The organism is Kitasatospora sp. NPDC054795 (assembly GCF_053611565.1).
Genome location: NZ_JBSHAP010000129.1, coordinates 1 through 25,842 on the forward strand (window position 1 = coordinate 1; position 25,842 = coordinate 25,842).

The 25,842-nt window shown below is 74.7% G+C and carries 26 protein-coding genes and 1 riboswitch; of the genes, 16 read left to right on the forward strand and 10 right to left on the reverse strand.

The annotated features are described in order from the left end of the window. Nucleotides 1-102: 102 nt before the first annotated feature. Nucleotides 103-951 carry a M23 family metallopeptidase gene (locus tag ACWGJO_RS33700; RefSeq protein WP_359897907.1) on the reverse strand — a complete coding sequence of 283 codons (849 nt, stop codon included), beginning with the start codon at nucleotides 949-951 and terminating at the stop codon, nucleotides 103-105. Between the two features lie 12 nt (nucleotides 952-963). After that, a riboswitch (cyclic di-AMP (ydaO/yuaA leader) is annotated at nucleotides 964-1,122 on the reverse strand. Between the two features lie 209 nt (nucleotides 1,123-1,331). Between ACWGJO_RS33700 and ACWGJO_RS33705 the strand changes: the two genes are divergently transcribed. The 11 genes from ACWGJO_RS33705 (at nucleotide 1,332) to ACWGJO_RS33755 (ending at nucleotide 11,347) form a co-directional block, all read left to right on the forward strand. After that, on the forward strand, nucleotides 1,332-1,622 hold the full coding sequence (locus ACWGJO_RS33705) for a YiaA/YiaB family inner membrane protein (RefSeq protein ID WP_452189579.1): 291 nt from the start codon (nucleotides 1,332-1,334) through the stop codon (nucleotides 1,620-1,622). A gap of 140 nt (nucleotides 1,623-1,762) precedes the next feature. Then, nucleotides 1,763-2,590 carry an alpha/beta fold hydrolase gene (locus ACWGJO_RS33710; RefSeq protein ID WP_401048834.1) on the forward strand — a complete coding sequence of 276 codons (828 nt, stop codon included), beginning with the start codon at nucleotides 1,763-1,765 and terminating at the stop codon, nucleotides 2,588-2,590. Between the two features lie 80 nt (nucleotides 2,591-2,670). After that, nucleotides 2,671-3,237, forward strand: coding sequence for a TetR/AcrR family transcriptional regulator (locus ACWGJO_RS33715; protein WP_452189582.1), 567 nt, complete (start codon nucleotides 2,671-2,673; stop codon nucleotides 3,235-3,237). Nucleotides 3,238-3,408: 171 nt separating this feature from the next. Then, nucleotides 3,409-5,628, forward strand: a complete 2,220-nt coding sequence (locus ACWGJO_RS33720; RefSeq protein WP_452189584.1) for a SpoIIE family protein phosphatase — start codon at nucleotides 3,409-3,411, stop codon at nucleotides 5,626-5,628. Nucleotides 5,629-5,860: 232 nt separating this feature from the next. Beyond that, a complete protein-coding gene (locus ACWGJO_RS33725) occupies nucleotides 5,861-7,126 on the forward strand; it encodes an ATP-binding protein (RefSeq protein WP_359898088.1) in 1,266 nt (421 codons plus the stop codon). After that, on the forward strand, nucleotides 7,110-7,523 hold the full coding sequence (locus tag ACWGJO_RS33730) for a roadblock/LC7 domain-containing protein (protein ID WP_452189585.1): 414 nt from the start codon (nucleotides 7,110-7,112) through the stop codon (nucleotides 7,521-7,523). Before ACWGJO_RS33725 ends, ACWGJO_RS33730 begins: the two co-directional genes overlap by 17 nt. After that, nucleotides 7,520-7,867, forward strand: coding sequence for a DUF742 domain-containing protein (locus ACWGJO_RS33735; protein WP_359897915.1), 348 nt, complete (start codon nucleotides 7,520-7,522; stop codon nucleotides 7,865-7,867). Before ACWGJO_RS33730 ends, ACWGJO_RS33735 begins: the two co-directional genes overlap by 4 nt. Next, nucleotides 7,845-8,498, forward strand: a complete 654-nt coding sequence (locus ACWGJO_RS33740; protein ID WP_452189587.1) for a GTP-binding protein — start codon at nucleotides 7,845-7,847, stop codon at nucleotides 8,496-8,498. The genes ACWGJO_RS33735 and ACWGJO_RS33740 overlap by 23 nt, the downstream gene beginning before the upstream one ends. After that, nucleotides 8,495-9,958, forward strand: coding sequence for a cytochrome P450 (locus tag ACWGJO_RS33745; protein WP_452189588.1), 1,464 nt, complete (start codon nucleotides 8,495-8,497; stop codon nucleotides 9,956-9,958). The genes ACWGJO_RS33740 and ACWGJO_RS33745 overlap by 4 nt, the downstream gene beginning before the upstream one ends. Next, nucleotides 9,940-11,043 carry a cytochrome P450 family protein gene (locus tag ACWGJO_RS33750; protein WP_452189589.1) on the forward strand — a complete coding sequence of 368 codons (1,104 nt, stop codon included), beginning with the start codon at nucleotides 9,940-9,942 and terminating at the stop codon, nucleotides 11,041-11,043. The genes ACWGJO_RS33745 and ACWGJO_RS33750 overlap by 19 nt, the downstream gene beginning before the upstream one ends. Nucleotides 11,044-11,086: 43 nt before the next feature. Continuing rightward, complete coding sequence (locus tag ACWGJO_RS33755; RefSeq protein ID WP_452189590.1) at nucleotides 11,087-11,347, forward strand: hypothetical protein; 261 nt, start codon at nucleotides 11,087-11,089, stop codon at nucleotides 11,345-11,347. Nucleotides 11,348-11,523: 176 nt separating this feature from the next. On the opposite strand, the gene ACWGJO_RS33760 is transcribed toward ACWGJO_RS33755, so the two are convergent. After that, nucleotides 11,524-12,348 carry an isocitrate lyase/PEP mutase family protein gene (locus tag ACWGJO_RS33760; RefSeq protein ID WP_452189591.1) on the reverse strand — a complete coding sequence of 275 codons (825 nt, stop codon included), beginning with the start codon at nucleotides 12,346-12,348 and terminating at the stop codon, nucleotides 11,524-11,526. Next, nucleotides 12,345-12,845, reverse strand: coding sequence for a carboxymuconolactone decarboxylase family protein (locus tag ACWGJO_RS33765; RefSeq protein ID WP_452189592.1), 501 nt, complete (start codon nucleotides 12,843-12,845; stop codon nucleotides 12,345-12,347). Before ACWGJO_RS33765 ends, ACWGJO_RS33760 begins: the two co-directional genes overlap by 4 nt. A 176-nt stretch (nucleotides 12,846-13,021) precedes the next feature. On the opposite strand from ACWGJO_RS33765, the gene ACWGJO_RS33770 reads away from it, so the two are divergent. From ACWGJO_RS33770 to ACWGJO_RS33785, 4 genes are all read left to right on the forward strand, one after another. Next, the gene (locus ACWGJO_RS33770; protein WP_452189593.1) at nucleotides 13,022-13,804 is read left to right on the forward strand and encodes an NRDE family protein; all 783 of its coding nucleotides are present in this window, start codon (nucleotides 13,022-13,024) and stop codon (nucleotides 13,802-13,804) included. 110 nt (nucleotides 13,805-13,914) lie between these two features. Next, complete coding sequence (locus ACWGJO_RS33775; protein WP_452189594.1) at nucleotides 13,915-14,133, forward strand: hypothetical protein; 219 nt, start codon at nucleotides 13,915-13,917, stop codon at nucleotides 14,131-14,133. Nucleotides 14,134-14,231: 98 nt separating this feature from the next. Then, the gene (locus tag ACWGJO_RS33780) at nucleotides 14,232-15,155 is read left to right on the forward strand and encodes an undecaprenyl-diphosphate phosphatase (protein WP_452189595.1); all 924 of its coding nucleotides are present in this window, start codon (nucleotides 14,232-14,234) and stop codon (nucleotides 15,153-15,155) included. A 228-nt stretch (nucleotides 15,156-15,383) separates the two neighbouring features. Then, entirely contained in the window at nucleotides 15,384-16,148 is a 765-nt protein-coding gene (locus ACWGJO_RS33785; RefSeq protein ID WP_387726241.1) for a glucose 1-dehydrogenase, read from the forward strand. A gap of 45 nt (nucleotides 16,149-16,193) precedes the next feature. Here the strand turns inward: ACWGJO_RS33785 and ACWGJO_RS33790 are convergent, their stop codons facing one another. Further along, nucleotides 16,194-17,069, reverse strand: a complete 876-nt coding sequence (locus ACWGJO_RS33790) for a sigma-70 family RNA polymerase sigma factor (protein WP_452189601.1) — start codon at nucleotides 17,067-17,069, stop codon at nucleotides 16,194-16,196. 221 nt (nucleotides 17,070-17,290) lie between these two features. Here ACWGJO_RS33790 and pdxR point away from each other — a divergent pair, with 221 nt between their 5' ends. Continuing rightward, nucleotides 17,291-18,733 carry a MocR-like pyridoxine biosynthesis transcription factor PdxR gene (gene pdxR / locus ACWGJO_RS33795; protein ID WP_452189596.1) on the forward strand — a complete coding sequence of 481 codons (1,443 nt, stop codon included), beginning with the start codon at nucleotides 17,291-17,293 and terminating at the stop codon, nucleotides 18,731-18,733. A gap of 86 nt (nucleotides 18,734-18,819) precedes the next feature. On the opposite strand, the gene ACWGJO_RS33800 is transcribed toward pdxR, so the two are convergent. The 6 genes from ACWGJO_RS33800 to ACWGJO_RS33825 form a co-directional block, all read right to left on the reverse strand. Next, the gene (locus ACWGJO_RS33800) at nucleotides 18,820-19,008 is read right to left on the reverse strand and encodes a DUF6126 family protein (protein WP_452189597.1); all 189 of its coding nucleotides are present in this window, start codon (nucleotides 19,006-19,008) and stop codon (nucleotides 18,820-18,822) included. Between the two features lie 32 nt (nucleotides 19,009-19,040). Continuing rightward, nucleotides 19,041-19,676: a helix-turn-helix domain-containing protein gene (locus tag ACWGJO_RS33805; protein ID WP_359897928.1), complete on the reverse strand. Its 636-nt coding sequence runs from the start codon at nucleotides 19,674-19,676 to the stop codon at nucleotides 19,041-19,043. A gap of 84 nt (nucleotides 19,677-19,760) precedes the next feature. After that, the gene (locus ACWGJO_RS33810; protein ID WP_452189602.1) at nucleotides 19,761-21,473 is read right to left on the reverse strand and encodes a pyruvate dehydrogenase; all 1,713 of its coding nucleotides are present in this window, start codon (nucleotides 21,471-21,473) and stop codon (nucleotides 19,761-19,763) included. Between the two features lie 118 nt (nucleotides 21,474-21,591). Beyond that, complete coding sequence (locus tag ACWGJO_RS33815; protein WP_452189598.1) at nucleotides 21,592-23,997, reverse strand: glycoside hydrolase family 65 protein; 2,406 nt, start codon at nucleotides 23,995-23,997, stop codon at nucleotides 21,592-21,594. Between the two features lie 73 nt (nucleotides 23,998-24,070). Then, a complete protein-coding gene (locus ACWGJO_RS33820) occupies nucleotides 24,071-24,820 on the reverse strand; it encodes an HAD family hydrolase (protein WP_452189599.1) in 750 nt (249 codons plus the stop codon). Between the two features lie 127 nt (nucleotides 24,821-24,947). Beyond that, nucleotides 24,948-25,748: a VOC family protein gene (locus ACWGJO_RS33825; RefSeq protein ID WP_452189600.1), complete on the reverse strand. Its 801-nt coding sequence runs from the start codon at nucleotides 25,746-25,748 to the stop codon at nucleotides 24,948-24,950. Between the last annotated feature and the right edge of the window lie 94 nt (nucleotides 25,749-25,842).

Sequence of the window (25,842 nt, forward strand, 5' to 3'; positions counted from 1 at the left end):
GCCCGGAGCTGCGGCTCCGGGCCGGGGCCTCCGTGCGTGCGCGTCGGGTTTCTCGCGCGGGTGTGCGGGCCTCTCGCGGGTGCGCCGGGTTTCTCGCGCGGGTCAGGGGTTGAGGCCGCGCTGCTGGAGCCAGGGCTCCGGGTCGACCGGGGCACCGCCGCCGGGGCGGACCTCCATGTGCAGGTGCGGCCCGGTGACGTTGCCGGTCGCGCCGACCTTGCCGATCTGCTGGCCGGGGGCGACCTTGCCGGAGCCCTTGGTGATCGAGGAGAGGTGGCAGTACCAGATCTCGGTGCCGTCGGGCAGGGTCTCGACGATCCGGTAGCCGTACGAGCCGGCCCAGCCGGCCGAGGTGATGGTGCCCTGGCCGAGCGCGTAGACCGGGGTGCCGGTGTCGGCGGCGAAGTCCAGGCCGGTGTGCAGGTTGGCCCAGTAGCGGGCGCTCTGGCCGTAGTGGGCGGAGAGCCGGTAGTCCTTCACCGGGAGGGTGAGGGCGGCGGCCTTGACCCGCTCGGCCTCCTCGGCGGCGCGCTTGGCCTCGGCCTCCTTGGCGACGGCCTTGGCCTCGGCCTCCTGCGCGGCCTGGAGCCGGGCGGTCTCCTCGGCGGCGGTGCGCTGGCTGTCGGCCTGGTGCTGGATGCGGGCGGCGAGCGCGAGGCCGGGGTCGGCGGAGAGGGCGACCGGGGTCTCGTCCGGGGCCTCGACGGCGGGGGCGGCGGCCGGGGTCGCCGAGGCGAAGCCGGTGGCGCCCAGGGTGGCGGCGACGGCGGTGACGCCGAGCAGTGGGGAGGCTCCGCGGGTCTGACGCGGCATCCGGTGGCGGTTGGTCTCGACCTCCGCGGGGAAGTCCTCCGGGCCGAAGGCCTCGGGGCCGTCCGTGCCGGGGTGGTCGAGGAGCTGGGTACCGGCTGCGAAGCCGGCCGGGTGTGCCGGGGTGTGCGTCGACGCCACGGAGGCGCGCTCCTTTCCTTCCTTCGCGCCTACCGGGTTAGCTGACGGGTTCGGAGCAGGAAGGTCTCCTACGGCTGGGCCGGAGCCCCGCCGATTCACCCCAAGGAACGTGGTTCCCCGGCTCCCTGACCTGCCCGGAGGCGGGTCGGCGGGATTAGGCGACGGCGCACGGTGCCGTCTGGGTACGGCGTTGACAACCGCGCTGCGTTATCAAACGTTAATCCTAGGAGGCTCTGATTCCAAGCCATCCGTTCGGAGCAGCCTAGGGCAAAGTGATCGGACGTCAACGAACGACACCGGCGAACACCCCCCTCGCGCACGGCCCCATCTGAGTACTCCTACTCATGTGCGCCCCGTCCGGGCGGCCACATCCTGGCGCCATGAGCACATCGATGCAGACCCGCACCACGGCCGCGTACCACATCCAGGCCGTCCTCTCCTTCGCCCTGTCGGGCGTCGCCCTCGCCCTCGGGATCGCCTACCTGCCGGTCGGCGGATGGACCAGGGCCTTCCTCGGGATCGGCCTCCTCTACACCGTCACCTCGGCGTTCACGCTGGCGAAGGTGATCCGGGACCGGCAGGAGTCCAACGAGATGGTCACCCGGGTGGACCAGGCCAGGCTGGAGAAGCTGCTCAGCGAGCACGACCCGTTCAAGGTGGAGGGAGTCTGATCACCCCTTCCGCTCCATCCGCTCCTTCCGTTCCATCCCTCACCCGGCCATTCGCTTGACGGCTAAGGCTATTAGCCTTAGCTTTATGGCTATCGGCCCGCACGCCGATGCCCCGCACCGGCGGCCCGAGGAGGACCCCCATGAACGGCACCATCACCCCGAGCACCCAGTACCTGACCGTTCCCGGCGGCCGGATCGCCTTCGACGACACCCGGCAGGGCGACGGCACCCCCGTCGTCCTGCTCCCGGGCATGCTCGACAGCCGGGCCGCCTACCGGCACCTGCGCCCGCTGCTCGTCGCCGCCGGCCACCGCGTCGTCACCGTGGACCTGCGGGGCTTCGGCGAGTCCTCCGTCGAGTGGGACGACTACGGCCCGGCCGCCATCGCCGGCGACGTCCTCGCCCTGCTCGACCACCTCGGCATCGAGCGCGCCGTCCTCGCCGGGAACTCCTACACCGGGGCGACCGTCGTCAGGGCCGCCGGGGACGCGCCCGAGCGGGTCGCCGGGATCGTCCTGCTCAACGCCTTCGTCGAGAACCCGCCGCCGGGCGCCCTGATGCGCGGCGTCATGGGCCTGATGGGCGCCGCCCTCGTCCACTGGCCGGCCTCCTGGGGCTTCTACCTGCGCCGGATGGCCTTCCCGGGTGCCAAGCCCGCCGACTTCGACGCGTACGTGGACGGACTGGTCGCCGCGCTGCGCACCCCGGGGCGGAAGACCGCCACCCGCGGGTACGTCCACGGCGACTCGGCGCCGGTCGGCTGGACGGCCGCGGTGCGGTGCCCGGCGCTGGTGGTCATGGGCAGCAAGGACCCCGACTTCCCGAAGCCGGAGCTCGTCGCCGACCGGCAGGCCGCCGCGCTCGGCGCGCGCAAGGTGATGATCGAGGGGTCCGGGCACTACCCGATGGCCGACAACCCGACGGCCACCGCCGACGCCCTGCTGCCGTTCCTCGCCGAGCTCGGCTGAGCCCCGCCCGTCCCCACCGCCCGCTCCTGCCCGAACCCGCCCGATCCACCCGACGTCATCCGTACGGAGAGCCCGAACCCATGCCCCGCGTAGGACTGACCCCCGACCAGGTCGTCGACCACGCCCTCGCCCTCATCGACGAGCAGGGCTCCGAGGCCCTCACGCTGGCCTCCGTCGCCGCCCGGGCGGGGGTCGCCACTCCCTCGCTGTACAAGCACGTCAGCGGCGGCCTCGCCGAACTGCGGTTGCTGATCGCCGTACGGGTCACCGGGGACCTGGCCGACCGGCTGGCCGAGGCGGCCGTCGGGCGCAGCGGGGACGACGCCGTCGCCGCCGTACTGCGCGCCTACCACGCGTACGCCACCGCGCACCCGCACCGCTACAACGCCCTCCCCCAGGCCCCGCAGCCCGACGACGAGCTGGCCCGCGCGGGCGCCCGGCTCGTCGGCGTGATCATCGCCGTCCTGCGGGAGTACGGCCTCGAAGGTTCCGAGGCGATCCACGCCGCCCGCACCGTCCGCTCCCTCGCCCACGGTTTCGCCTCCCTCACCACCGCCGGCGGCTTCCGGCTGGCCGAGGACCTCGCCACCACGCACGACCGCCTCATCGCCACCCTCACCACCGGCCTCCGCGCCTGGCCCGCGTAGGCGGCCGGCCCGCACGGACCGGAGGGCGGCACCGCCCGCGCGGACAGCCGCCGGCACGGACGGCCACCTCTCCAGCGCCGGTGCCGGTGCCGGTGCCGGTGCGACGGCCCGGTCCCCGTTCACCTCTTGGGGAACCATTCACCGCTTGGGGAAATGGGGTATTAAGGGTCAGTGCCCCTGGAGCCCGCCGACAGTCCGACCGCGCGCAGTGCGATGCGCTGCGTGCGCCTGCTGCTCGGCTGCACCAGCGCCGCCGAGCTGCTCGGCACCGTACTGGCCGAGGGCCCGAGCTGGATCACTGGCGAGGGGTCCGCGCTGTACCTGCTGGACTCCGCCGGGATGCTCCGGCTGACCGCCTCGCACGGGCTGCCGGACTGGGCGCACGAGCGCTACGGCGTGGTCGATCCGGCCGGGGAGCTGCCCGCCGCGATGGCCCTGCGGCTGCGGCGCCCGTACCTGCTCAGCCCCGAGCACACCAGCGTCGACTATCCGAACGCGAACGCCGGACTGGGCACCGGGATGGTGGCCGTGATCGCCCTGCCGATGGTCGTGGACGAGCGGCCGATCGGGGTGCTCGCCCTCGCGCTGGCCCACCGGGGCACCGTCCCGCGCCGCGACCTGGACGTCCTGGAGACCGTCGCCGAGGCCTGCGCCCACCGGGTCTCGCACCTGCTGGACCACGCCGACGCCCATCTGCCGCACGGCACCCGCGCACCCTACGGCGTCCGGTTGCCCGAGGGTCCGCGGGCGGCGGACGGCCGCCCGGCCGGGCCGGCCCACCCGCTGCTTTCGCTGGCGGTGCGGGCCGCCGGGCACGGCGCCTTCGAGCGCGACCTGGTCACCGGCGAGAGCTACTGGGACGCCGAGGCGTTCCGGGTGGCCGGCCGCCCGGCCGCCCCGGACGGCGCCGCCCCCGAGCTGGACCGGCTGGTCCACCCGGAGGACCTTCCGGACGTGCAGGCCGCGCTCGCCGAGGCGCTGGCCACCGGCGGCCGCTACCGGATCGGCTACCGGGTGCTGCGGCCCGGCGGCCGGCCCGCCCGGGTCGAGGAGTCCGGCGAGGTGATGCTGGACGTGCACGGGCGGCCGGTGCGGATCGCCGGGCTGCTGGCCGAGGCCGGGTACCGGGAGCAGCCGCCGGCCGAGGAGCGGAACTCCCCGGCCGCCGCCCGGACGGCACTGCTGCTGACGCTCACCCGGGCACTGTCCCGGGCGGTGACCGTCCGGGACGTCACCACGGCCGTCACCGACGTCGCCCGTCCGGCGCTCGGCGCCGCCGGCATCGTCCTGGACCTGGTGGACGCGGGCCGGCTGCTGCCCGTCTCGCACACCGTGTACGGGGGCCCGCGCCGCACCGAACTCACCCGGCTGGCGGACCTGTCCGAGGGCGTGATGCAGCGGTCGCTGGCCCGCTCCGCCCCGCTGTTCAGCGAACCCTCGGCGGCCCGTTCCCGGCGCGATCCGCTCGCCCCGGCCGCCTGGGCGGTGCTGCCGCTGGTCGCCTCCGGGCAGCAGGTGGGCTCCTGCCTGATCACCTTCGCCGCCGAGCGGGTGTTCAGCCGCGAGGACCGGACCCTGTACTCGGCCTTCGCCGGCATCCTGGCGCAGTCCCTGGAGCGGGCCCGGCTGTACGACACCCACCACCACCGGGCCTCCGAGCTGCAGCGGGCGATGCTCCCGCGCACCCTGCCCCGGCTGTCCGGGATCGCCAGTGCCGCCCGCTACCTGCCGAGCACCGAGGGCATGCAGATCGGTGGCGACTGGTACGACCTGCTGCGTCTGCCGGAGGGCCGGATCGGGCTGGTGATCGGCGACGTCCAGGGCCACAACGCCGAGGCCACCGCGGTGATGGGCCAACTGCGCAGCGGGCTGCGGGCGTACGCGACGGACGGGCACGACCCGGCCGCCACCCTGACCCGCACCAGCCGGCTGCTGGCCGAGCTGGACACCGAGCTGTTCGCGACCTGCCTCTACCTGACCCTGGATCCGGCCGACGGCGCGCTGACCGCCGCCCGGGCCGGGCACCCGGCGCCGGTGCGGATCACCGCCGACGCCGCGGCCGTCGAGCTGGAGCTGCTGGGCGGGCCGCCGCTGGGGGTGGACCCGGAGCAGCCGTACCCACTGGCGGTGGAGCGGCTGGCGGTCGGGGAAACGCTGCTGGCGTACACCGACGGGCTGGTCGAGGACCGCGAGGAGGACTACGACGAGTCGGTGCAGCGGATGCTCGGCGGGCTCGAACTGTGGGCGCGGCAGACGGGTCCGGGGCGGATCGGCCCGGCACCGGCGCTGGAGCGGCTGGCCGATCTGCTCACCCTGAACGTGACCGAGCGGCGGTCCCGGCCGGACGACGTGGCGCTGCTGCTCCTGCACCGGACGACGCCCCTTCCGTAACACCGTGCACACGGGCCCCACACATCGCGGAACGCGATCCGGCCGTCGGGCTCGATTCCGGCGTTCCCACCGGTGCCGGTCGGGCTGCTCCCCCGGCTCGTCAGGCGCAGGGATCGGGGTCGAACGAGTGCCGATTGGCGCCGAATTGACTCGATATTGACGAGATCCGGTCACTTGGCGAGATCCGCTCACACCTTCGTAGGATCATCACCCTAGAATTCGCGGCGTGACGATGACTCAGTGGTCCGTAACGGCAACCGGCGTACTCGCCGTCCTCGCCCTCGTGGCCGCCGCGCGGTACCGCGCCGTGTCCGTCACCCAGCGCCGCCGCGCCGACCGGCTGCACGGCGAACTCGCCGCCCTCCAGGAGCAACTGGCCGCCGAACTCTCCCGCCGCGGCGAGGACCTCGCCGCCGTCCAGCAGGAGCAGGAGCACACCGCCTCCACCCAGCGGGCCTTCCTCAGCGTCGCCCGCCGGATCCTGGTGATGGCCCACGACCAGCAGGCGCTGCTGGACGAGATGGAGCGCACCCACGACGACCCGGCCCTGCTGGAGGGCCTGCTCAAGGCCGACCACGCCGCCGCCCAACAGGCCCGGCTGGCCCAGACCCTGGCCGTGCTGTGCGGCGCGCGGGCCGGACGGCACTGGCCGGAACCGGTCCCCCTGGAGGACGTCGTCCGCGGCGCCCAGTCGCGCATCCTGCCGTTCCAGCGCGTGGTGGTGCGCAGCCGGACCGAGACCGCGGTGGTCGGCGCCGCCGCCGAGGCGCTGATCCACGCGATCGCCGAACTGCTGGACAACGCCACCCGCTACTCCCCGCCCAGCACCCAGGTGTTCGTCACCCTGATGCCGGTGCACAACGGCGCCGTCATCGAGATCGACGACGGCGGCGTCGGCATGCCGGAACAGGCCGTCGTCAAGGCCGCGGCCGCGCTGGCCGGCGGCAGCACCCTGGAGGTCTCCCGGCTGGGCGAGGTCCCGCAACTGGGCCTGGCCGCGGTCGGCCGGCTCGCCGAGCAGTACGGCTTCCGGGTCACGCTCAGCTCGGCGCCCTCGCCGTACGGCGGCGTGCGCGTGGTCCTGCTGCTGCCCAACGCGCTGCTCACCGAGCCGCTGCCGCCCACCGTCCCCGGCCTCGGGCCGGACGACCGGGCGTTCAACCCCGGCCCCCGACCGGCCTCCCCCGTCGGTCACCCCCTGCTGGAGACCCCGCCGTCCGGCCGGCACGCCGCCACCGGCGACACCCCGCCCCCGCTGCCCCGCCGGAGCCACCGGCGCGGCCGCACGGGCCGCCCCGCCCAGCACGCCGCTCCCCCACCGCAGCCCGCGCCGCCCTACCGCTCGGCCCGGGACGCGCAGGCGTTCATGGCGATGTTCCAGGCCGGGACCGCCAGCGGCCGTACCGCCGCCCGGGCCCAGGCCCAGTCCGACCCTTCCCTTCCCGCTTCCCCCCGACTTCCCCAGCGCTCCGGAGAGTTCCATGACCACCACCCCTGATCTCGGCTGGCTGCTCGCCGACATCATCGCCGTCCCGCAGGTCCAGCACGCCGTCGTCGTCTCCAACGACGGCCTGGAGATCGGCCGCAGCGCCGGCATCGCCCGCGACGACGCCGAACGGCTCGCCGCCGCCTGCTCCGGACTGCAGTCGCTGGCCCGCGGCGTCGCGACGGGCTTCGGCGGGCCGGGCAGCGCCACCCGCCAGATCATCATCGAGTACGGCGGCGGCTACCTCTTCGTCGTCGCCGCCGGGGCCGGCGCGCACCTGGCCGTGGTGACCAGCGAGGCGGTCGACGCCGGCCTGGTCGCGTACCAGATGCAGGTCCTGGTCGAACGGATCGGCACCCACCTCACCAGCCCGCCGCGCGTCGACCACGCGTCGGGGGGCCACCGGTGAGCGGCCCGGTCCGGCCGTACGTCATCACCGGTGGGCGCAGCCGCTCCACCCGGGCCGAGCTGGCCCTGGAGAGCCTGGTCAGCGCGTTACCCGACCCGCCGGACCTGCCCGAGCACCCGCTGCTGAACCGCGAGCACCGGCGCATCCTCGACCTCTGCCACAGCCTGCTGTCCATCGCCGAGGTGGCGGCCCACCTGGGGCTGCCGCTCGGCGTCGTCAAGGTGCTGGTCGGAGACCTGTGGGACCTCGGCGCCGTGCAGGTGCTCCCGCCCGTCCCGCAGGCCGAACGCCTGCCCGCAACCCTCCTGGAGGAGGTGCTCGTTGGCCTCCGCCAACTCCGCTGAAGCCGTCCCCGACGCCCCGGACTCGACCGACGCGTCCGGTGCCGCCGACGGACCGCAGTACCTGCCCTCCTCGGTGCAGGGCGCGGTCAAGATCCTGGTCACCGGTCCGTTCGGGGTGGGCAAGACCACCCTGGTCGGCTCGCTGAGCGAGATCACCCCGCTGCGCACCGAGGAGACCATGACCGCCGCCAGCGCGGGCATCGACGACCTCACCGGGCGCCCCGGCAAGACCACCACCACGGTGGCGCTGGACTTCGGCCGGATCACGCTCAACTCACGGCTCGCGCTGTACCTGTTCGGCACGCCCGGGCAGCAGCGGTTCTGGCCGCTCTGGGACGACCTGTCGCGCGGCGCGCTCGGCGCCATCGCCATGGTCGACCTGCGCCGCCCGGACGAGAGCTTCGACGTGCTCGGCCGGCTGGAGGAGCAGCGCATCCCGTTCGCGGTCGCGGTCAACACCTTCCCGGACACCCCGGGTTACCCGGAGGAGGAGCTGCGCTCGGCGCTGGACCTGCTGCCGGAGGTGCCGATCCTGCACTGCGACGCGCGCGACCGCCGGCAGTCCTACGACCTGCTGATCGACTTCGTCGACCACCTGCACCGCAGCTCGATCCTGGAGCTCCAGGGATGACCACCCCCGAACCCCCCGGCGCCGCCGGGTGCCCCGTCGCCCACGGCACCGGCCTGCCCGGCGGACTGCCCGTGGGCGTCCCGCTGACCCCGCTGTACGGCCCGGCCGTCGCCGAGGACCCGCACGGCCTGTACGCCCGGCTGCGCGAGCGCTACGGGCCGGTCGCCCCCATCGAGCTGGAGCCCGGGGTCGAGGCCTGGCTCGTCCTCGGCTACGCCGAGCTGCTCGAACTCACCCGCAACGAGGCGCTGTTCTCCAAGGACTCGCGCCGCTGGCGGGTGCCCGCCGAGGGCCGGCTGCCCACCGACTCCCGGCTGCTGACGATGACCTCCTGGCGCCCGACGCTGCTCAACCTGGACGGCGCCGAGCACCAGCGGCTGCGCTCCGCCGTCTCGGACACCCTCGCCCAGATCGACCACCACCAGCTGCGCGGGACCACCGAGGCCGCCGCCAACGGCCTGATCGACAGCTGGGGACCGGACGGCACCGCCGACCTGATCGCCCAGTACGCGCGGCGGCTGCCGCTGCTGGTCTTCACCCAGCTGCTCGGCCTGCCGGCCGAGGCCGGGCCCCGACTGGTCGAGCTGATCAGCCACTTCGTGGACAGCAGCGCGGAGTCGCAGCGGGCCGGCGCCGAGTTCCAGGCGATCCTGATCGACCTGGTCCGGCGCCGCCGGGCCGCGCCCAGCGCCGACCTCACCTCCTGGCTGCTCGCCCACCCCGCCGGGCTGACCGACGAGGAGGCGGTGCACCACCTGGTGGTGCTGATGGTCGCGGGCAACGAGACCTCGATCAACTGGACCGGGAACACCCTGCGGCTGCTGCTCACCGACCGGCGCTTCCGGGCCACCCTCACCGGCGGGCGGCTGACCGTCTCCGACGCGCTGGAGGAGGTGCTCTGGCGCGACCCGCCGACGCAGAACTTTCCCGGCCGCTGGGCCACCGGCGACACCGTGCTCGGCGGCCAGTACATCAGCGCCGGCGACATGCTCGTCCTCGGCCTGGCCGCGGCCAACGCCGACCCGGCCGCGCAGGGCGTGTCCGCCGCCGCCCAGGGCTCGCTCGGCGGCAACCGGGCGCACCTGGCGTGGGGCGCGGGCCGGCACGTCTGCCCGGCCCAGCACCCGGCCAGGATCATCGTCGAGACCGCCGTCGAGACCCTGCTGCACCGCCTCCCCGACCTCCAACTGGCCGTACCCGCAGGAGAGCTGACCTGGCGCCCGTCCCCGTGGTCCCGGGCCCTGACCGCCCTCCCGGTGCTCTACAGCGCCTTCACCCCGCCCCGCCCGCCAGCCCCCGAGAGGCCCGCATGGACACCACCACCGACGCCGGAACCCGCGCCGAGCCCATCAGACTCGACCCCTTCGGCCGCGACCAGCACGGCGAGAACGCCCGACTCCGCGCGGCCGGCCCCGCGGTCCTGGTGGAGCTCCCTGGCGGGGTGGTGGTCTGGGCGGTAACCCACCACGACACCCTCCAGTCGCTGCTGGCCGACCCCCGGGTCGGCAAGGACGCCCGGCTCTGGAACACCTTCCGGGAGGGACTGCTGCCGGAGGGCTGGCCGCTGCTCAACTTCATCGCCGTCCCCGGCATGGTCACCGCCGACGGCGAGGACCACCGGCGGCTGCGCGGGCTGGTCTCGCAGGCCTTCACCCCGCGCCGGATCGCCGACCTGGCCCCCGCCGTCGAGGCCCGGACGATCGCGCTGCTCGACGAGGTCGCGAAGCTGGAGGGCCCGTTCGACCTGCGGCGGCACTTCGCCTACCCGCTGCCGATGCAGGTGATCGGCGAACTGCTCGGCCTCGCGCTGGAGCAGCAGGACGAACTGCACGAGCTCTCCGACACCATGGTCTCCAGCTCGGCCACCCCGGCGGCGGCCCTGGCCGCGCAGCGGGGCCTGAACGCGCTGCTGGCCTCGGTGGTGGCGGCCAAGCGGGCCGAGCCCGGCAACGACCTGACCAGCGACCTGATCGCCGTCCGCGAGGCCGGCCACCCCCTCGACCGGCAGCGGCTCAGCGAGGCCGAGCTGGTCGGCACCCTGCTGCTGATGCTGGTCGCCGGGCACGAGACCACGCTCAACCTGATCACCAACGCCGTCCGCGCCCTGCTCGCGCACCCGGACCAGCTGCGGCTCGTCCTGGACGGGGAACAGCCGTGGTCGGCGGTGGTCGAGGAGACCCTGCGCTTCGACTCCCCGGTCGGGCAGTTCCCGCTGCGCTACGCGGCCGAGGACATCGCGGTCGGCGACGTGGTGATCCGGCGCGGCGAGGCGCTGCTGGCCTCGTACGCGGCGGCCGGGCGGGACTCCGGGCATCACCCGGACGCGGACCGCTTCGACCTCACCCGGCAGCCCGCCAAGCACCTGTCGCTCGGCCACGGCCCGCACTTCTGCCTCGGCTCCGGGCTCGCCCGGCTGGAGGCCGAGACGGCGCTGCGGCACCTGTTCGCCCGCTTCCCCGGGCTGGCCCCGGCGCAGGGGCGGACGAACGAGCCGATCGCCTCGTTCGTCAGCAACAGCGTGCGCACCCTGTGGGTGACGGTCTGAGCCGGCCGGTTACCTGAGGGCGGTCCGGGTCGTTCGCCAGGGCATGAAGAAACTCGCCACCCTGGCCGCCCTCACCATGGCGGGCCTCGCCCTCGCCGCCCCGGCGGCCTCCGCCACCGCCCAGACCGCCTCCTCGCCGGACGTCACCGGCGGGCTCACCGACGGGCTCGAAGTCTCTCCCGCCGACCTCGCGCTGAGGACCGTGGGCACGCTTCCGCTGGTCGGCAAGCCGGCCAACGAGATCGAGGCGATCGGGACCAACCAGCTGGACCACCCGGGGCTCAGCGGGCACGTCCTCAACTGATCGATCCGCCGATCAGGTGACCGGGCGGTCGGTGGCCGGGTGGTCGGGTGACCGGACGGCCCGGTGGCGCACCCGCCCGGCGACCGGCCCGTGGGCGGCCGGCCGACCCCCGAACGGTCGGCCGCCCACGGCACTCGACGCGCGGCACCCGACGCGCGGCATCCGGGCCGCGGGGCTCAGCCCGCGGACAGCCGGTTGAGCTCCGGGTAGCTCAGCCCTTCGGCGAACGCGCCGAACGTGCCGCTCCCGTACACCTCCCGGGCGGCCCGGTGGACCGCCCGGTACGCCACCTCGGCCAGGCCCGGGCCCAGGCTGATCCGGGCCACGCCGAGCTTCGCGAGTTCGGCGACCGCCGGGGAGCCGGGACCGGCCAGCACGTTCAGCGGCGCCGGGACGGCCGCGACCAGGGCGGCGATGGTCTCCGGGTCGGCCACCCCGGGGACGAACACCCCGTCCGCGCCCGCCGCGACGTACGCCCGCAGCCGGTGCACCGCGTCGTCCAACCGGCCCTCCGGGGCGCCGATCCCGTGCAGGAAGACATCGGTGCGGGCGTTGACGAAGAGCGGCACGCCGGCCGCGTCCGCCGCGGCCCGGGCGGCCGCGATCCGCTCGGCGGCCTCCTCCGGGGGACGGCCCTCGTCCTCCAGGTTCACCCCGACGGCGCCGGTGGCGATCAGCGCGGCGACCGTCCCGCCGACGCCTGCGGCGGTGTCCGCGTAGCCGCCCTCCAGGTCCGCGGTGACCGGCAGGTCGACCGCGCGGACCACCTGGGCGGTCCGGGCCAGCACCTGCTCGGGGTCGGCGCCGCCGCCGTCCGCGCTGCCGAGCGACCAGGACACGCTCGCGCTGGCCGTCGCCACCGCCCGCGCCCCGGCGGCGGCCACCAGCCGGGCGCTCGGCACGTCCCAGGCGTTCGCCAGCACCAGCGGCTCGCCCGGGCGGTGCAGCTCGCGCAGCAGCCGGGCCCTCTCCCGCCGGACGGCGGGGTCCGCGGCGCTCACCTGGCGGCCGGGCTCATGCGGGTGGACACGCCGATCCGGTTCCAGGCGTTGATGGTGGCGATCAGCGCGATCAGCTGGGCCAGCTCGGTCTCGTCGAACCGCTCGGCGGCCTCCGCGTACACGGCGTCCGGCACGTGGCCCCGGGTCAGCAGGGTGACCGACTCGGTGAGGGCCAGGGCGGCGCGCTCGCGGGCGGTGAACCACGGGGTCTCGCGCCAGGCCGGGAGCGAGACCAGGCGGTGGTCCTGCTCGCCGTGCTTGCGAGCGTCGGCGGAGTGCATGTCGATGCAGAAGGCGCAGCCGTTGATCATCGACGCGTGCACCTTGACCAGCTCGGCGATCACCGGGTCGAGGCCCTCCCGGGAGGCCCGGTCCACGGCGATCATCGCCTGGTAGTAGGCGGGGGCGAGCTTGTGCATCAGCAGGCGCTGCTCGGGGGCGGGCACCGGGGCCCCGTGCGTGCCGGTCGTCACGGCCGTCGTCTCGTTCGTCGTCATGGCCGCCAGCCTAGGAGCGCGGTGGCCTGGCGTCCTGGTGCGTTCGGCCACCTGTTCCTTGGGCCACTTCCGGGGCACGTCCCGGCCACTTCCGGCGTACGAACGACCGTGCGAGGATCGCTGGCAGGGGATCGTCGGCAGGAGGTCGCCGAAGGTCGAGGTCAGGGGGCACGGTCGTGTGCACGGCGTTCGTCAGCATCGAGCCCGGAGCGGCCGTCCCGGTGCTGCTGCTGTCCGTCCGGGACGAGTACCTGGGCCGCGCCTGGCTGCCGCCCGACCGCCACTGGCCTGACCGTCCGGAACTGCTCGGCGGACTGGACCTCGCGGCCGGCGGCACCTGGCTGGCCGTCGACCCCGGCCGGCGCACCGCCGCCTGCCTGCTGAACGGCTTCGGCCCGCTGGCCCCCACCGACGCCCGGCGTACCCGCGGCCGGCTGCCGCTCACCGCCCTCCGGGAGGGCGGGATCGGCCACCTCGACCTCACCCCGTACGACCCGTTCCACCTCGTCCTGGCCCGGGCCGACGGCGCCCGGGTGTTCAGCTGGGGCGGCGGGCGGCTGGAGGAACGCGAACTGCCGTCCGGCCTGAGCGTGGTGCTCAACGACGGGCTGGAGGGCCTGGCGGCCGGCCGGACCGCCTCCGAGCGGATCCGCGCCCTGATGGCCGCGCGGGCCGCCCACTTCCGGTCCCGCTTCACCGCCGTGCCCCGGCCCGGACCGACCGCCGACGGATCGGTCGAGGCGGCCTGGGGCGGGTGGCTGCCGATCGTCGCCGGGGACGGGCTGGCCCCGGACGCGGACGCCGCGCTGGTCCAGCGGCGGGACTTCGGCGACGGACGGATCTGGGGCTCCTCCTCGATCTCGCTGCTCGCGCTCGGACCGGACCTGCTGCGCTACGACTTCGCGGCCGCGCCGGTGGCCGCGGACGGGCCGGGGTGGCGGCGGGTGGCGGCAACCTGAGGAAGGGCCGACGGCAGCCGACCCCACGTCGGCGGCGGCGGAAAAGGACTTGCACCTGACGCTGCGGGAGGCGGCATCGTGGCGCGGGTCGAGCCCGAAGGAGACCGCCCGTGACCCGCCCGGACCCCGCGCCCCGCCCCCGCCCCCGCCTGTTCGCCGCGCTGACCGTCGCCCTGCCGCTGGCGGGCACACCGGCCGCGGTGACCGCCCTCGTGCTGTTCGGCGACGCCGCGCATCGGACCGTCCCGTCCGCCACCGTCCTGGCCTCCGTGGCAGCGGCGCTGATCGGTCATTTCGGCCCCGGTGTCGCGCAGCCGTACGGTCGGTGAACTTCCGACGGCGGGGTTGGCGAACGTCTACATGCCCGTAGTAGCTTCGCGACGGCCCCGGATCCGGGCGGCCACCGACCCCCGAGCGAAGGTGCGCGATGTCGACCCTGACCTACCCGGAAGCGATAGGCGTCGGCCTGCTCCAGGGCGTGACGGAACTCTTCCCGGTCTCCAGTCTCGGCCACAGCATCCTGCTGCCCGCCCTGGTCGGCGGAAGGATCCAGCACGACCTCGACATGACCGCCGAGGGCTCCTCGTACCTCGCCGCCCTGGTCGCCCTGCACCTGGCCACCGCGCTCGCGCTGGTGGTCTACTTCCGCAAGGACTGGGTCCGGGTGGCCGACGGGCTGTTCGGCTCGATCCGGCACCGCCGGGTGGAGACCCGCAACGAGCGGCTCGCCTGGCTGCTCGTCCTCTCCACCATCCCGGTCGGCGTGGCCGGCCTGGTGCTGGAGAAGGCCCTGCGCAACGCGCTCGGCAAGCCCGTCCCGGCCGCGGTCTTCCTCGCCCTCAACGGCCTCGTGCTGCTCGGCGCCGAGCGGCTCAAGCGCGGCGGCACCGGCCGCCGCCGGGCCGGACGCATCACCGCCGCCGCCGACGACGAGCCGGGCACGGACCCGGCGATCGCCTCCGACCACCGGCTGACCCGGCTCGGCTACGGGCAGGGCGCCTGGATCGGCGCCGCACAGATCCTCGCGCTGTTCCCCGGCATCAGCCGCTCCGGCGTCACCATGAGCGCCGGCATCCTGCGCGGACTGCACCACGAGGACGCGGCCCGGTTCTCCTTCCTGCTCGCCACCCCGGTCATCCTGGCCGCCTCGGTGCTGAAGGTGCCGGAGCTGTTCAAGCCGGAGAACTCCGGCGTGCTCGGCCCGGTCCTCGCGGGCAGCCTCGCCGCCTTCGTGGCCGGCTACGTCTCGGTGCGCTTCCTCACCAGGTACTTCGAGACCCGCAGCCTGACGCCGTTCGCGCTCTACTGCTTCCTGGCCGGCGTCGGCAGCGCGGTCTACCTGTCGCTCTGAGCCGTCCGGACCGCCCCGGCCCGCCTCGCCCCGCCCGGGCCTGCGCGAGCTCGGCCGGCCGGGAGGACATCGGCCGGTGCCCGGCCTCGGGCAGCTGCACCGCCACCTCGTCGCACGCCCGCGCCCCGAGCCGGGCGCCCGCCACCGGTGCGGGGCTCGCCATCGGCGGCACCGTGGCGCGTGCGACAGTGGCCCGGGAAACGACGGCGAACAGGACGTGGAGGAAACGTGGTTGAGGAACAGGGCGGGCCGGCCCCGCTCACGGGGAAGGCGGCGGTCGTCACGGGCGGCTCGCGGGGCATCGGGCGGGCCGTCGTCCGGCGGCTGGCCCGCGACGGCGCGCAGGTCGTCCTCGGCTACGCCCACGACGAACGGGCCGCCGCCGAGGTCGTCCGTGCCGTGGAGGCCGAGGGCGGCCGCGCCTGGGCGCTGCGGGCCGACCTCGGCGAAGCCGGTGCCGCCGAGCGGCTGATGGCCGAGGCCGAGGAGCGGCTCGGCGGACTGGACGTCCTGGTGAACAACGCCGCCGGCTCCTTCACCCCGACCCCGCTGGCCGAGCTGGCCGACGCGGACCTCGACACCCTGTTCACGGTCAACACCCGCACCGCCTTCACCACCGTCCGCTACGCCGCCCGCCGGATGCGCGACGGCGGACGGATCGTCAACATCTCGACGGTGAACACCGTCCGGCCCGTCCCCGGCATCGCCGCGTACGCCGCCAGCAAGGGCGCCGTCGAGCAGCTCACCGCCGTGGCCGCCGTCGAACTGGGTCCGCGCGGGATCACCGTCAACACCGTCTCGCCCGGCGCCACCGACACCGACCTGCTGCGCGGCACCAACCCGCCCGAGGCCCTCGACCGCGTGGCCGGCCTCACCCCGCTGCGCCGCCTCGGCCGGCCCGAGGACATCGCCGACGTCGTCGCCTTCCTGGCCGGGCCCGAAGGGCGCTGGCTCACCGGACAGAACCTCCGGGCCGCGGGCGGGCTGGCCTGATCCCCGGCCCGGGCCGCCCGGCAGCCGGCCGGGCGCCCCGACCGGTCACGCCGTGAGGCCCAGGGCGGCCAGGCGGACGGGATCGGTGAGGATGTCCAGCGCGGTGATGCGGCCCCCGTGGACGGTGAACGACATGACCGACAGCGGACGGCCCTCGGCGAAGGACACCACCCCGGGCGAGCCGTTGACCAGGACGATCCGGCCCTCGGCGGCGAAGCGGGCGAACGTGATCGCCTGCGAGGCGACGTCCGCCGCACCGCGGCGCAGCGCGCTCGGCACCAGCGTGCCGCCGTCCGACCGGGCCACCACGTCCGGGTCGAGCACGGTCAGCAGGGCGTCGAAGTCGCCGCCCCGGGCGGCGCTCAGGAAGGCCTCCACCACCGTGCGCTTGCGGGCGTTGTCGGAGTCCGCGGCCGGGGTGGCGCCCTGGACCCGGCGGCGGGCGCGGCTGGCCAGCTGTCGGGTGGAGGCGGAGGTGCGGCCCAGCACCTCGGCGATCCCGTCGAAGGGCACCTCGAACATGTCGTGCAGCACGAAGGCCACCCGCTCCGCCGGGGAGAGCGTCTCCAGCACCACCATCAGCGCGATCCCGACCGAGTCCGCGACCAGGACCTCGTGCACCGGGTCCAGCGCCGACGGCCCGCCGACCACCGGGTCCGGCAGCCGCACCCGGTCCTCCTGCTCGGGCATCGGGTCCTCCCGGCGGGAGGTGCGGGAGCGCAACTGGTCCAGGCAGACCCGGCCGACGACCGTGGTGAGCCAGGCCCCGAGGTTGCGCACCCCGCCCGCGTCACTGCGGCCCAGCTTCAGCCAGGCCTCCTGGACGGCGTCCTCGGCCTCGGCGATCGACCCGAGCATCCGGTAGGCCACCGCCCGCAGTTGGGGGCGCTCCGCCTCGAAACGCCGGGCCAGTTCGGCCAGTTCGGCGGGTTCGGCAGGCTTGGCCGGTTCGGCCGGGGGGATTTCCTCGCTCACCGTGTCACATCCTCGCGTCGGGATCCGTCGGTCCAGTGACGGACGCTAACCGACCGGGAGGACACCATGACCACCACCCGCACCGCCCCCACCACCGTCGAGGAGCCCGCCGGCACCGCCCGGCGCCCCCGGCACCCCGCCGCCCCCGCCACGCGAGAATGGGGGTTGTGAGCACCTCCCGGACCACCTCCTGGACCACCTTCGGCGGCGACCTGCACCTGGACCTCACCGAGCGGCGGGCCTCCGGCGCCGGCCTGCGGGCCGCCCTGGAGGACGCGCTGCGCGAGGCCGTCCAGGACGGGCGGCTCGCCCCCGGCACCCGGCTGCCGTCCTCCCGGGCGCTCGGCGAGGACCTCGGGATCGCCCGCAACACCGTGGTCGAGGCGTACGGCCAGCTCACCGCGGAAGGCTGGCTCAGCTCCCGGCAGGGCTCCGGAACCACCGTCGCCCGACGGGCCGCGCCGGAGCCGTCCCAGGGCCGGCGGCCGGCCCCCCGACCGGCGCAGGGGCGCCCGACCGCCCGGTACGACCTGATGTCCGGACGGCCCGACCTCTCGCTCTTCCCCCGCACCGCCTGGCTCGCCGCCGCCCGCCGCGCCCTCGCCACCGCACCGCACGAGGCCCTCGACTACGGCAGCCCACTCGGCCGGATCGAACTGCGGCAGGCGCTCACCCACTACCTGGCCCGGGTCCGCGGCGTCCGCACCGACCCCGACCACCTGCTTGTCTGCACCGGCGTCACCCAGGGCCTCGGCCTGCTCTGCGCCGCCCTGCGGGAACGCGGCGCCCGCGCTCTGGCCGTCGAGGAGTACGGGCTGCCGCCGCAGCACGCGGTCGCCCGGGCCGCCGGTCTCGCCACCGCCCCGGTGCCGCTGGACGCGGACGGCGCCCTGGTCGACCGGCTCGACAGCCGGGCGGGCGCCGTCCTGCTCACCCCGGCGCACCAGTACCCCACCGGCGCGGCGCTCTCCGCCGACCGGCGGGCGGAGGCGGTGCGGTGGGCGCGGGAGCACGACCGGTACGTCGTCGAGGACGACTACGACGGCGAGTTCCGCTACGACCGGCAACCGCTCGGCGCCATGCAGGCGCTGGACCCGGAGCGGGTGGTGTACGCCGGAACGGCCGCCAAGAGCCTCGCACCGGGCCTGCGGCTGGCCTGGCTGGCCCTGCCGGACGCGCTGGTCGAGCCGGTCGCCCGGCTCAAGTCGCTGGCCGACACGATGTCCCCGGCGCTGGACCAGCTGACGCTGGCGGAACTGATCACCTCCGGCACCTACGACCGCCACGTGCGGCGCTGCCGCCTGCACTACCGGCGCCGGCGCGACCACCTGGTCTCGGCGCTCGCCGAACACGCCCCGCACGTCCGGGTCACCGGCATCGCGGCCGGCCTGCACGCCGTGCTCCAGCTGCCGCCCGGCTCCACCCCGGAAGCCGAACTCGTCGCCCGTGCCCAGCAGGCCGGTCTCTCCCTCGGCGGCCTCACCCGGCACCGCGTCACCCCGGCCACCGCCGAAGCCCCGCCCGCCCTGGTCATCGGCTACGCCACCCCGCCGGAGCACGCCTTCGCCGGGGCCGTCCGGGCCCTGTGCGAGTTGCTGCGCGGGGCCTGAGCGAGGTCGGTCGCGGGGCCGGTTCGGGGAGAGGGTCCGCCCGCCTCCCTCGGGGGTGGGGGCGGGCGGACGGTCAGGGGTTCGAACTACTTGTTGCGGCTGCCCAGTTCGAACAGGAGGATGATGAAGCCGGCGAAGATGTGGATGCCGGCGGTGTAGATCACCAGGCGGTGGTAGACGCGCTTGTTGGCCCACTTGCCGGCGTCCATGGTCTTCGGACCCGCGGCGGTGTCGGCGGCAGCGGCCGGGGTGGCGGTGGTGGTGGGATCGGCCATGGTGATCTCCTCCGGGGTGTTCTGACGGCTGGTCAGTGAACGGCGGCGGGGCCGCCGCCGAGGCAGAGTTCGCCGCCGGGGCTCTGCAGCAGGGTGTGGACGAAGAGCAGTTCGACGCCGCTGTCCGACTCCGCGGCGATGCAGTGCGGCGTGAGCGAGTCGTAGTGGGCGGAGTCGCCCACCCCGAGCTGGTGGACGCGGTCGCCGAGGGTGACCCGGAGCGCGCCCTTCAGGACGTACAGCCACTCCTCGCCCGGGTGGACCCGGACCACCGAGTCCTGCACGCCCGGCGGGACGTGCACCCGCAGGGCCTGCATGGCGCGGCCGGGGGCGCCGGCCCGCCGGTAGCCCCAGCCGCCGGCCCGGCCGGGCTCGATGGCGCCGCCGCGGACGATCGGGTCCGGCTCGGCGAGGGTCTCGCCGAGCAGGCCGGAGACCGAGGTCCCGTACGCGCGGGCGAGGCCGAGCAGGACGGGCAGCGAGGGCTGCCGTCGGCCGGTCTCCAGCCGGGACAGATAGGCTGGGGAGAGTCCGACCCGTCCGGCGGCCACCTCCAGCGTGAGGCGACTGCTGAGCCGGTGCTCACGGAGGCGGGCGGCGAGGCCGGCGACCTCCTGGTCGTCGAGCTGTTCGCCGGTCGTGGCGGCACCGGTGGAGCTGCTGGTCATGTGTCCAGTGGACACCCGGCGTGCCGCAGGGGCAAGAAATTTGCCCCAGAGGCAAGAGCCCCGGAGGGGCCCGCCTCCCCGCACTCACGGCCGCGGGATGTTCCGCAGATTGCTCCGGGCCAGGTCGATCATGCGCCCGACGCCGCCCGAGAGCACCGTCCGGCCCGCCGCCAGGGCGAAGCCCTTCAGCTGGGCGGCGGTGATGTACGGCGGGATGGACAGCGCATTGGGATCGGTGACCACGTCCACCAGGGCCGGGCCCGGCCGCTCCAGCGCCTCCGCCAGCGCCTCCCGGACCCGGGCCGGCTCGGTGACCCGCTTGGCCTGGATGCCCATCGCCCGGGCGATCCCGGCGTAGTCCACGTCCCCGTTGTCGATCTCGGACTCCGGGTAGCCGGAGACCAGCATCTCCAGCTTGATCATGCCCAGTGCGCCGTTGTTGAAGACCACCGTCTTCACCGGCAGCCGGTGCTTGGCCACTGTGAGCAGCTCGCCGAGCAGCATGCCGATCCCGCCGTCGCCCGCCATCGCGACCACCTGCCGCCCCGGGCAGGCGAGCTGGGCACCGATCGCGTGCGGGAGGGCGTTGGCCATCGAGCCGTGCAGGAAGGAGCCGATCACCCGGCGGCGGCCGTTGGGCTGGAGGTAGCGGGCGGCCCAGACGTTGTTCATGCCGGTGTCCACGGTGAACACCGCGTCCTCGGCGGCCACCTCGTCCAGCACCGAGGCGACGTACTCGGGGTGGATCGGCAGGTGCTTCTCGATGTCCCGGGTGTACGCGCCGACCACGTCCTCCAGCGCCCGGCAGTGCTTGCGCAGCATCCCGTCCAGGAAGGCGCGGTCCCGGGTGGCGTCCAGCAGCGGCAGCACGGCCCGCAGGGTGGCGGCCACGTCGCCGTGGACGGCCAGGTCGAGCGGGGTGCGGCGGCCGAGCCGGGTGGCGTCGTGGTCGACCTGGACGGTGTGCGCCTGCGGCAGGAAGGAGTCGTACGGGAAGTCGGTGCCGAGCAGCAGCACCAGGTCGGCGGAGTGCAGCGCCTCGTGGCAGGAGCCGTAGCCGAGCAGTCCGCTCATGCCGACGTCGTACGGGTTGTCGAACTGGATCCACTCCTTGCCGCGCAGGGAGTGGCCGATCGGCGCGTTCAGGGCCTGCGCGGCCGCCATCACCTCGGCGTGCGCCGCACGCACCCCGGCGCCGCAGAACAGGACCACCTTGCGGGCCGCGTTGAGCAGCCGGGCCAGCTCCTGCACCTGGGACCAGGGCGGCGCGGCGACGGCCTCCTCGGTGAGGAAGTGGCTGGTGCCGGTGGGTGCGGCGGCGGCGAGCGCGGCGACGTCCCCGGGGAAGGCGAGCACCGAGACGCCGTGCGAGCCCAGCGCGTGTTGGACGGCGACCCGCAGCAGGCGGGGCAGCTGGGCGGGGGTGGAGAGCATCTCGCACCAGTTGCTGCAGTCGGTGAACACCCGCTCGGGATGGGTCTCCTGGAAGAAGCCGGTGCCGATCTGCCCGGACGGGATGTGGGAGGCGAGCGCGAGCACGGGCAGGCCGCTGCGCTGGGCGTCGTACAGGCCCTGGATCAGGTGGGTGTTGCCGGGGCCGCAGGACCCGGCGCAGACCGCGAGCCGGCCGGAGAGCTCGGCCTCGGCGGCGGCCGCGAAGGCGCCGGCCTCCTCGTTGCGCACGTGCACCCAGCTGATGCCGTCGGCCCGGCGGATCGCGTCCACGACGGGGTTGAGGCTGTCTCCGACGACGCCGTAGACCCGCTCCACCCCGGCCTGCCGGAGCACGTCCACCATCTGTTCGGCCACGCTCACCACGGCTGTGCTCCTTCGGTCGCCACGGGACACCTGCACCCTCCGCCGGGGAGGTGGCGGGCGCAGCCGGGGCGGGCCGAAGGAGTGAGCGGGGTACGGGCTACTCGGCCGCCAGGTGGTCCTGCTGGCCGAGCTTGCCGGCCGCGAGGCCGGCCTGGGGCTGGCGGCGGCCGGGTTCGCGGCCCGGGGGCTGGGCGACCCGCTCCTGCGCGGGCGGGACGGTGGTCGCCAGGGTGACCGGTGAACCGGACTCGACCTGCACCGCCTCGCCGTCGTGCCGCAGGTGGAGGACCTCGCCGCGGCGCAGCGTGTACGTCGTGCGCTCATGGGTGATCTCGACGCCGAGCAGGTGCCCGCGCACCAGCAGCGAGAAGCTCAGCCGCATCAGCCCGGACGGCAGCCGCGGCCGGAACGAGAGCGTCTCGCTGTGGTCGCGCAGCCCGCCGAAGCCGGCCACCAGGGCGATGCAGGCCCCGGCGAGCGAGGCCATGTGCAGGCCGTCCCGGGTGTTGCCGCCGAGGTCGTGCAGGTCCATCAGCGCCGCCTCGGCCGTGTAGTCGTAGGCGAGGTCGAGCTGGCCGACCTCGGCGGCGATGACCGCCTGGGTGCAGGCGGAGAGCGAGGAGTCCCGGACGGTCAGCCGCTCGTAGTAGGCGAAGTTGCGGGCCTTCTGCTCGTCGGTGAAGGCGTCGCCGCGGACCTGCATGGCGAGCACCAGGTCGGCCTGCTTGACCACCTGCTTGCGGTACAGGTCGAAGTACGGGAAGTGCAGCAGCAGCGGGTACTTCTCCGGCGGGGTCCGCTCGAAGTCCCACACCTGGTGGTGGGTGAAGCCGTCGGCCTGCGGGTGGACGCCGAGGTCCTCGTCGTACGGGATGTACATCGCGGCGGCCGCGTCGCGCCAGGCGGCGGTCTCCTCGGTGTCCACGCCGAGCAGCGAGGCCTCGTGCGGGTGGCGGACGGCGGCCTCGGCGGCGGCCCGCAGGTTGCTCTGCGCCATCAGGTTGGTGAAGACGTTGTTGTCCGCGACGGCGCTGTACTCGTCGGGGCCGGTGACGCCCTCGATGCGGAACCTCCCGGACACGTCGTGGTGGCCGAGCGAGCGCCACATCCGGGCGGTCTCGACGAGCAGTTCGAGCCCGTACTCGCGCTCGAACTCGGCGTCGCCGGTGGCCCGGACGTAGCGGGCGACGGCGGCGGCGATGTCGGCGCCGATGTGGAAGGCCGCGGTGCCGGCCGGCCAGTACCCGGAGCACTCCTCGCCGCGGATCGTCCGCCACGGGAACACCGCGCCGGACAGGCCGAGTTGGACGGCCCGCTCGCGGGCCAGCGGCAGGGTGGTGTGCCGCCAGCGCAGGGCCTGGTTGACGGCGGCGGGCAGGCAGTAGGTGAGCACCGGCAGGACGAAGGTCTCGGTGTCCCAGAAGCTGTGCCCGTCGTAGCCGGGCCCGGTCAGGCCCTTGGCGGGGATGGCCCGCTCCTCGCTGCGGGCGCCCGCCTGCAGGACGTGGAAGACGGCGAACCGGACGGCCTGCTGGAGCTCGACGTCGCCCTCGATCGCGATGTCGCTGGTCTCCCAGAACTCCTTGAGGAACGCGGCCTGTTCGGCGACCAGACCGTCCCAGCCGGTGTAGCGGGCGGCGGTCAGCGCGGCCTCCACCTGGTCCCGGACGGCGGGCAGCGAGCGGGTGCCGGACCAGCCGTAGGCGATGAACTTGGTCAGCCGCAGCCGCTGGCCGGCCTTGAGCACGGTGGTGGCGCTGATCCGGCAGTGGTCGGCCTCGGACTCGGCGACGGTGTCGGACTTCTCCGGGCCCTCGATGATGTGGTCCATCCCGGCCGCGACCCGGATGCCGCTGTAGCGGGTGCGGTGCACCAGGACGGCCTTGGTGGCGCTGGCGTGGTGCGCCTCGGGCTGCAGCGGCGCCTCCATCACGGCGGCGGCCCGCGGGTCGCCCTCGGGGCCGCCGGGCAGCTGCTCGTTGGCGACCAGCTCGGACTGGAGCACGATCCGCACCGGGCCGTCCACCGCCTCGACGCTGTACTCGACGGCGGCGATCGCGCGCTGGGTGAGCGAGACCAGCCGGGAGGAACGCACCTTGATCGTCCGCCCGGCCGGGGAGGTCCACTCGGCCTCGCGGTGCAGCAGGCCCTCGCGGAAGTCCAACCAGCGCTTGTGGCTGACGAGTTCGCCGTAGCGCAGGTCGAAGGGCTCGTCGTCCACCAGCAGCCGGATGATCTTGCCGTTGGTCACGTTGATGACGCTCTGACTGGACTCCGGATAGCCGTAGCCGCCCTCGCCGTACGGCAGCGGGCGCAGCTCGAAGACACCGTTGAGGTAGGTGCCGGGCAGGCCGTGCGGCTCGCCCTCGTCCAGGTTGGCGCGCAGGCCGATGTGCCCGTTGGACAGCGCGAATACGGACTCGGCGCGGGCCATCGAGGCCAGGTCGAGGCCCTGTTCGGTGATCTGCCACGGGTCGATCGCGAAGTTGTCCCCGGGACTCATGCGCCCACCTCGCCGCGCTCGGCAGGGGCATTCGCCCACACGCGCCTCTCGATGATTCGCTCGCTGCGCCCGCTCACGCTCCCCCCTCCCCCAGGAGCTCGGAGAGGTCCTGGACGACCACGGTCGCACCGTCTCGGCGCAGTTCGGCGGCCTGGCCGGTGCGGTCCACCCCGACCACCGCGCCGAAGCCGCCGGCCCGGCCGGAGGCGACCCCCGCGAGCGCGTCCTCGAAGACCGCGGCGCGGGCAGGTTCGACGCCGAGGGCGCGGGCGGCGTACAGGTAGGTATCGGGGGCGGGCTTGCCGGGCAGGCCCTCGGCCCTGGCGACGTTGCCGTCCACGATCACCTCGAACAGCTCCTCGATCCCGGCCGCCCGCAGCACGTCGCGGCAGTTGGCGCTGGAGGAGACCACGGCGCTGGGCAGCCCGGCCGCGCGCAGCCGGTGCACGTAGTCCACCGAGCCCTGGTACGGCTGGACGCCCCGCTCCCGGATCAGCCGCAGCACGGTGTCGTTCTTGGCCCGGCTGATCCCTTGCACGGTACGGGAGTTGGGCGGGTCCTCCGGGGTGCCCTCGGGCAGTTCGATGCCCCGGGCGAGCAGGAACGCTCGGGTGCCGTCCAGGCGCGGGCGGCCGTCCACGTAGGTGTCGTAGTCGGTGACGGCGTCGAAGGGGACGAACTGCCCGCCGGTGCGGGCGGCTTCGGCACGCAGGAAGGCGTCGAAGGTGTCCTTCCAGGCCGCGGCGTGCACCTTCGCGGTCTGGGTGAGCACCCCGTCGAGGTCGAAGAGGAAAGCACGGATGTCGTCCGGTAGCCCCAGCATGGGTGCAGTCTTACCCGGGAACGGGGGGAAGCCGCCCATTTCCCGGCGGCGCGTCGCGGGAAGGGCGGCTTCCGGCGGCCCGGCCGGGCCGGGCCACCGGAGTGGGCCGGGACGGGACCGGACGGGGTTACGGCGAGTCGGGCATCTGCGCCTCGGGCGACTCGACGACCGCGAAGACCGCGCCCTGCGGGTCCTGGACCACCGCCATCCGGCCGGACTGCATGTCGAAGGCCGGCTGGATCACCGAGCCGCCGGCCTTGACCAGGGCGTCCACCGTGGAGTCGGCGCTGTCCACCGAGAAGTAGGTCATCCAGTGCGAGGGCGTGCCGGGCGCCAGGTAGCCGGGGATCGCCTGCATGCCGCCCACCGTGCGCTCGCCGACGTTGAGCGAGAAGTAGCCGTCCATGCCCTGGATGGTGGCCGGGCGCAGCCCGAGGGCCGGCTGGTAGAAGCTGCCGGCCGTCCCGGTGTCGGCGGTGTTGAGCTCGTTCCAGACCAGCGCGCCGGGCTCGTTGACCACGCCCGCGCCGATGAAGTCCATCGCCTGCCAGACCCCGAACACCGCGCCGGTCGGGTCGGCGGCGACCAGCATCCGCCCGATCGTGCCGACGTCCATCGGGTCGTACAGGATGGTGCCGCCGGCCTCCGTGATGGAGGTCCTGGCCGCGTCGGCGTCGTCCGAGGCGAGGTAGGTGGTCCAGGCGACGGGCGGCACCGGCTGGCCCTCGGGCGCCATCTGCGCCATGATCCCGGCGACTGGCCGGCCGTTGAGCAGGCACACGGCGTAGCCGCCGAATTCGGCCGGGCCGACCTCGCCCTGCCAGCCGAACAGGTCGCGGTAGAAGTCGAGCGCGGCCTGCTGGTCGCTCGCCATCAGGTCGACCCAGCACGGGGTGCCGGGCATGTACGGATCGGTGACTACGGGCATTGCTGGGCCTCCCGGAGGCGGTGGTGGCCGGCTGTGGTGGTCGGGACGGTCGGGCCGTCGTCCGGGCCGGGCCGGGTGGGGGTTCGGCCCGGCC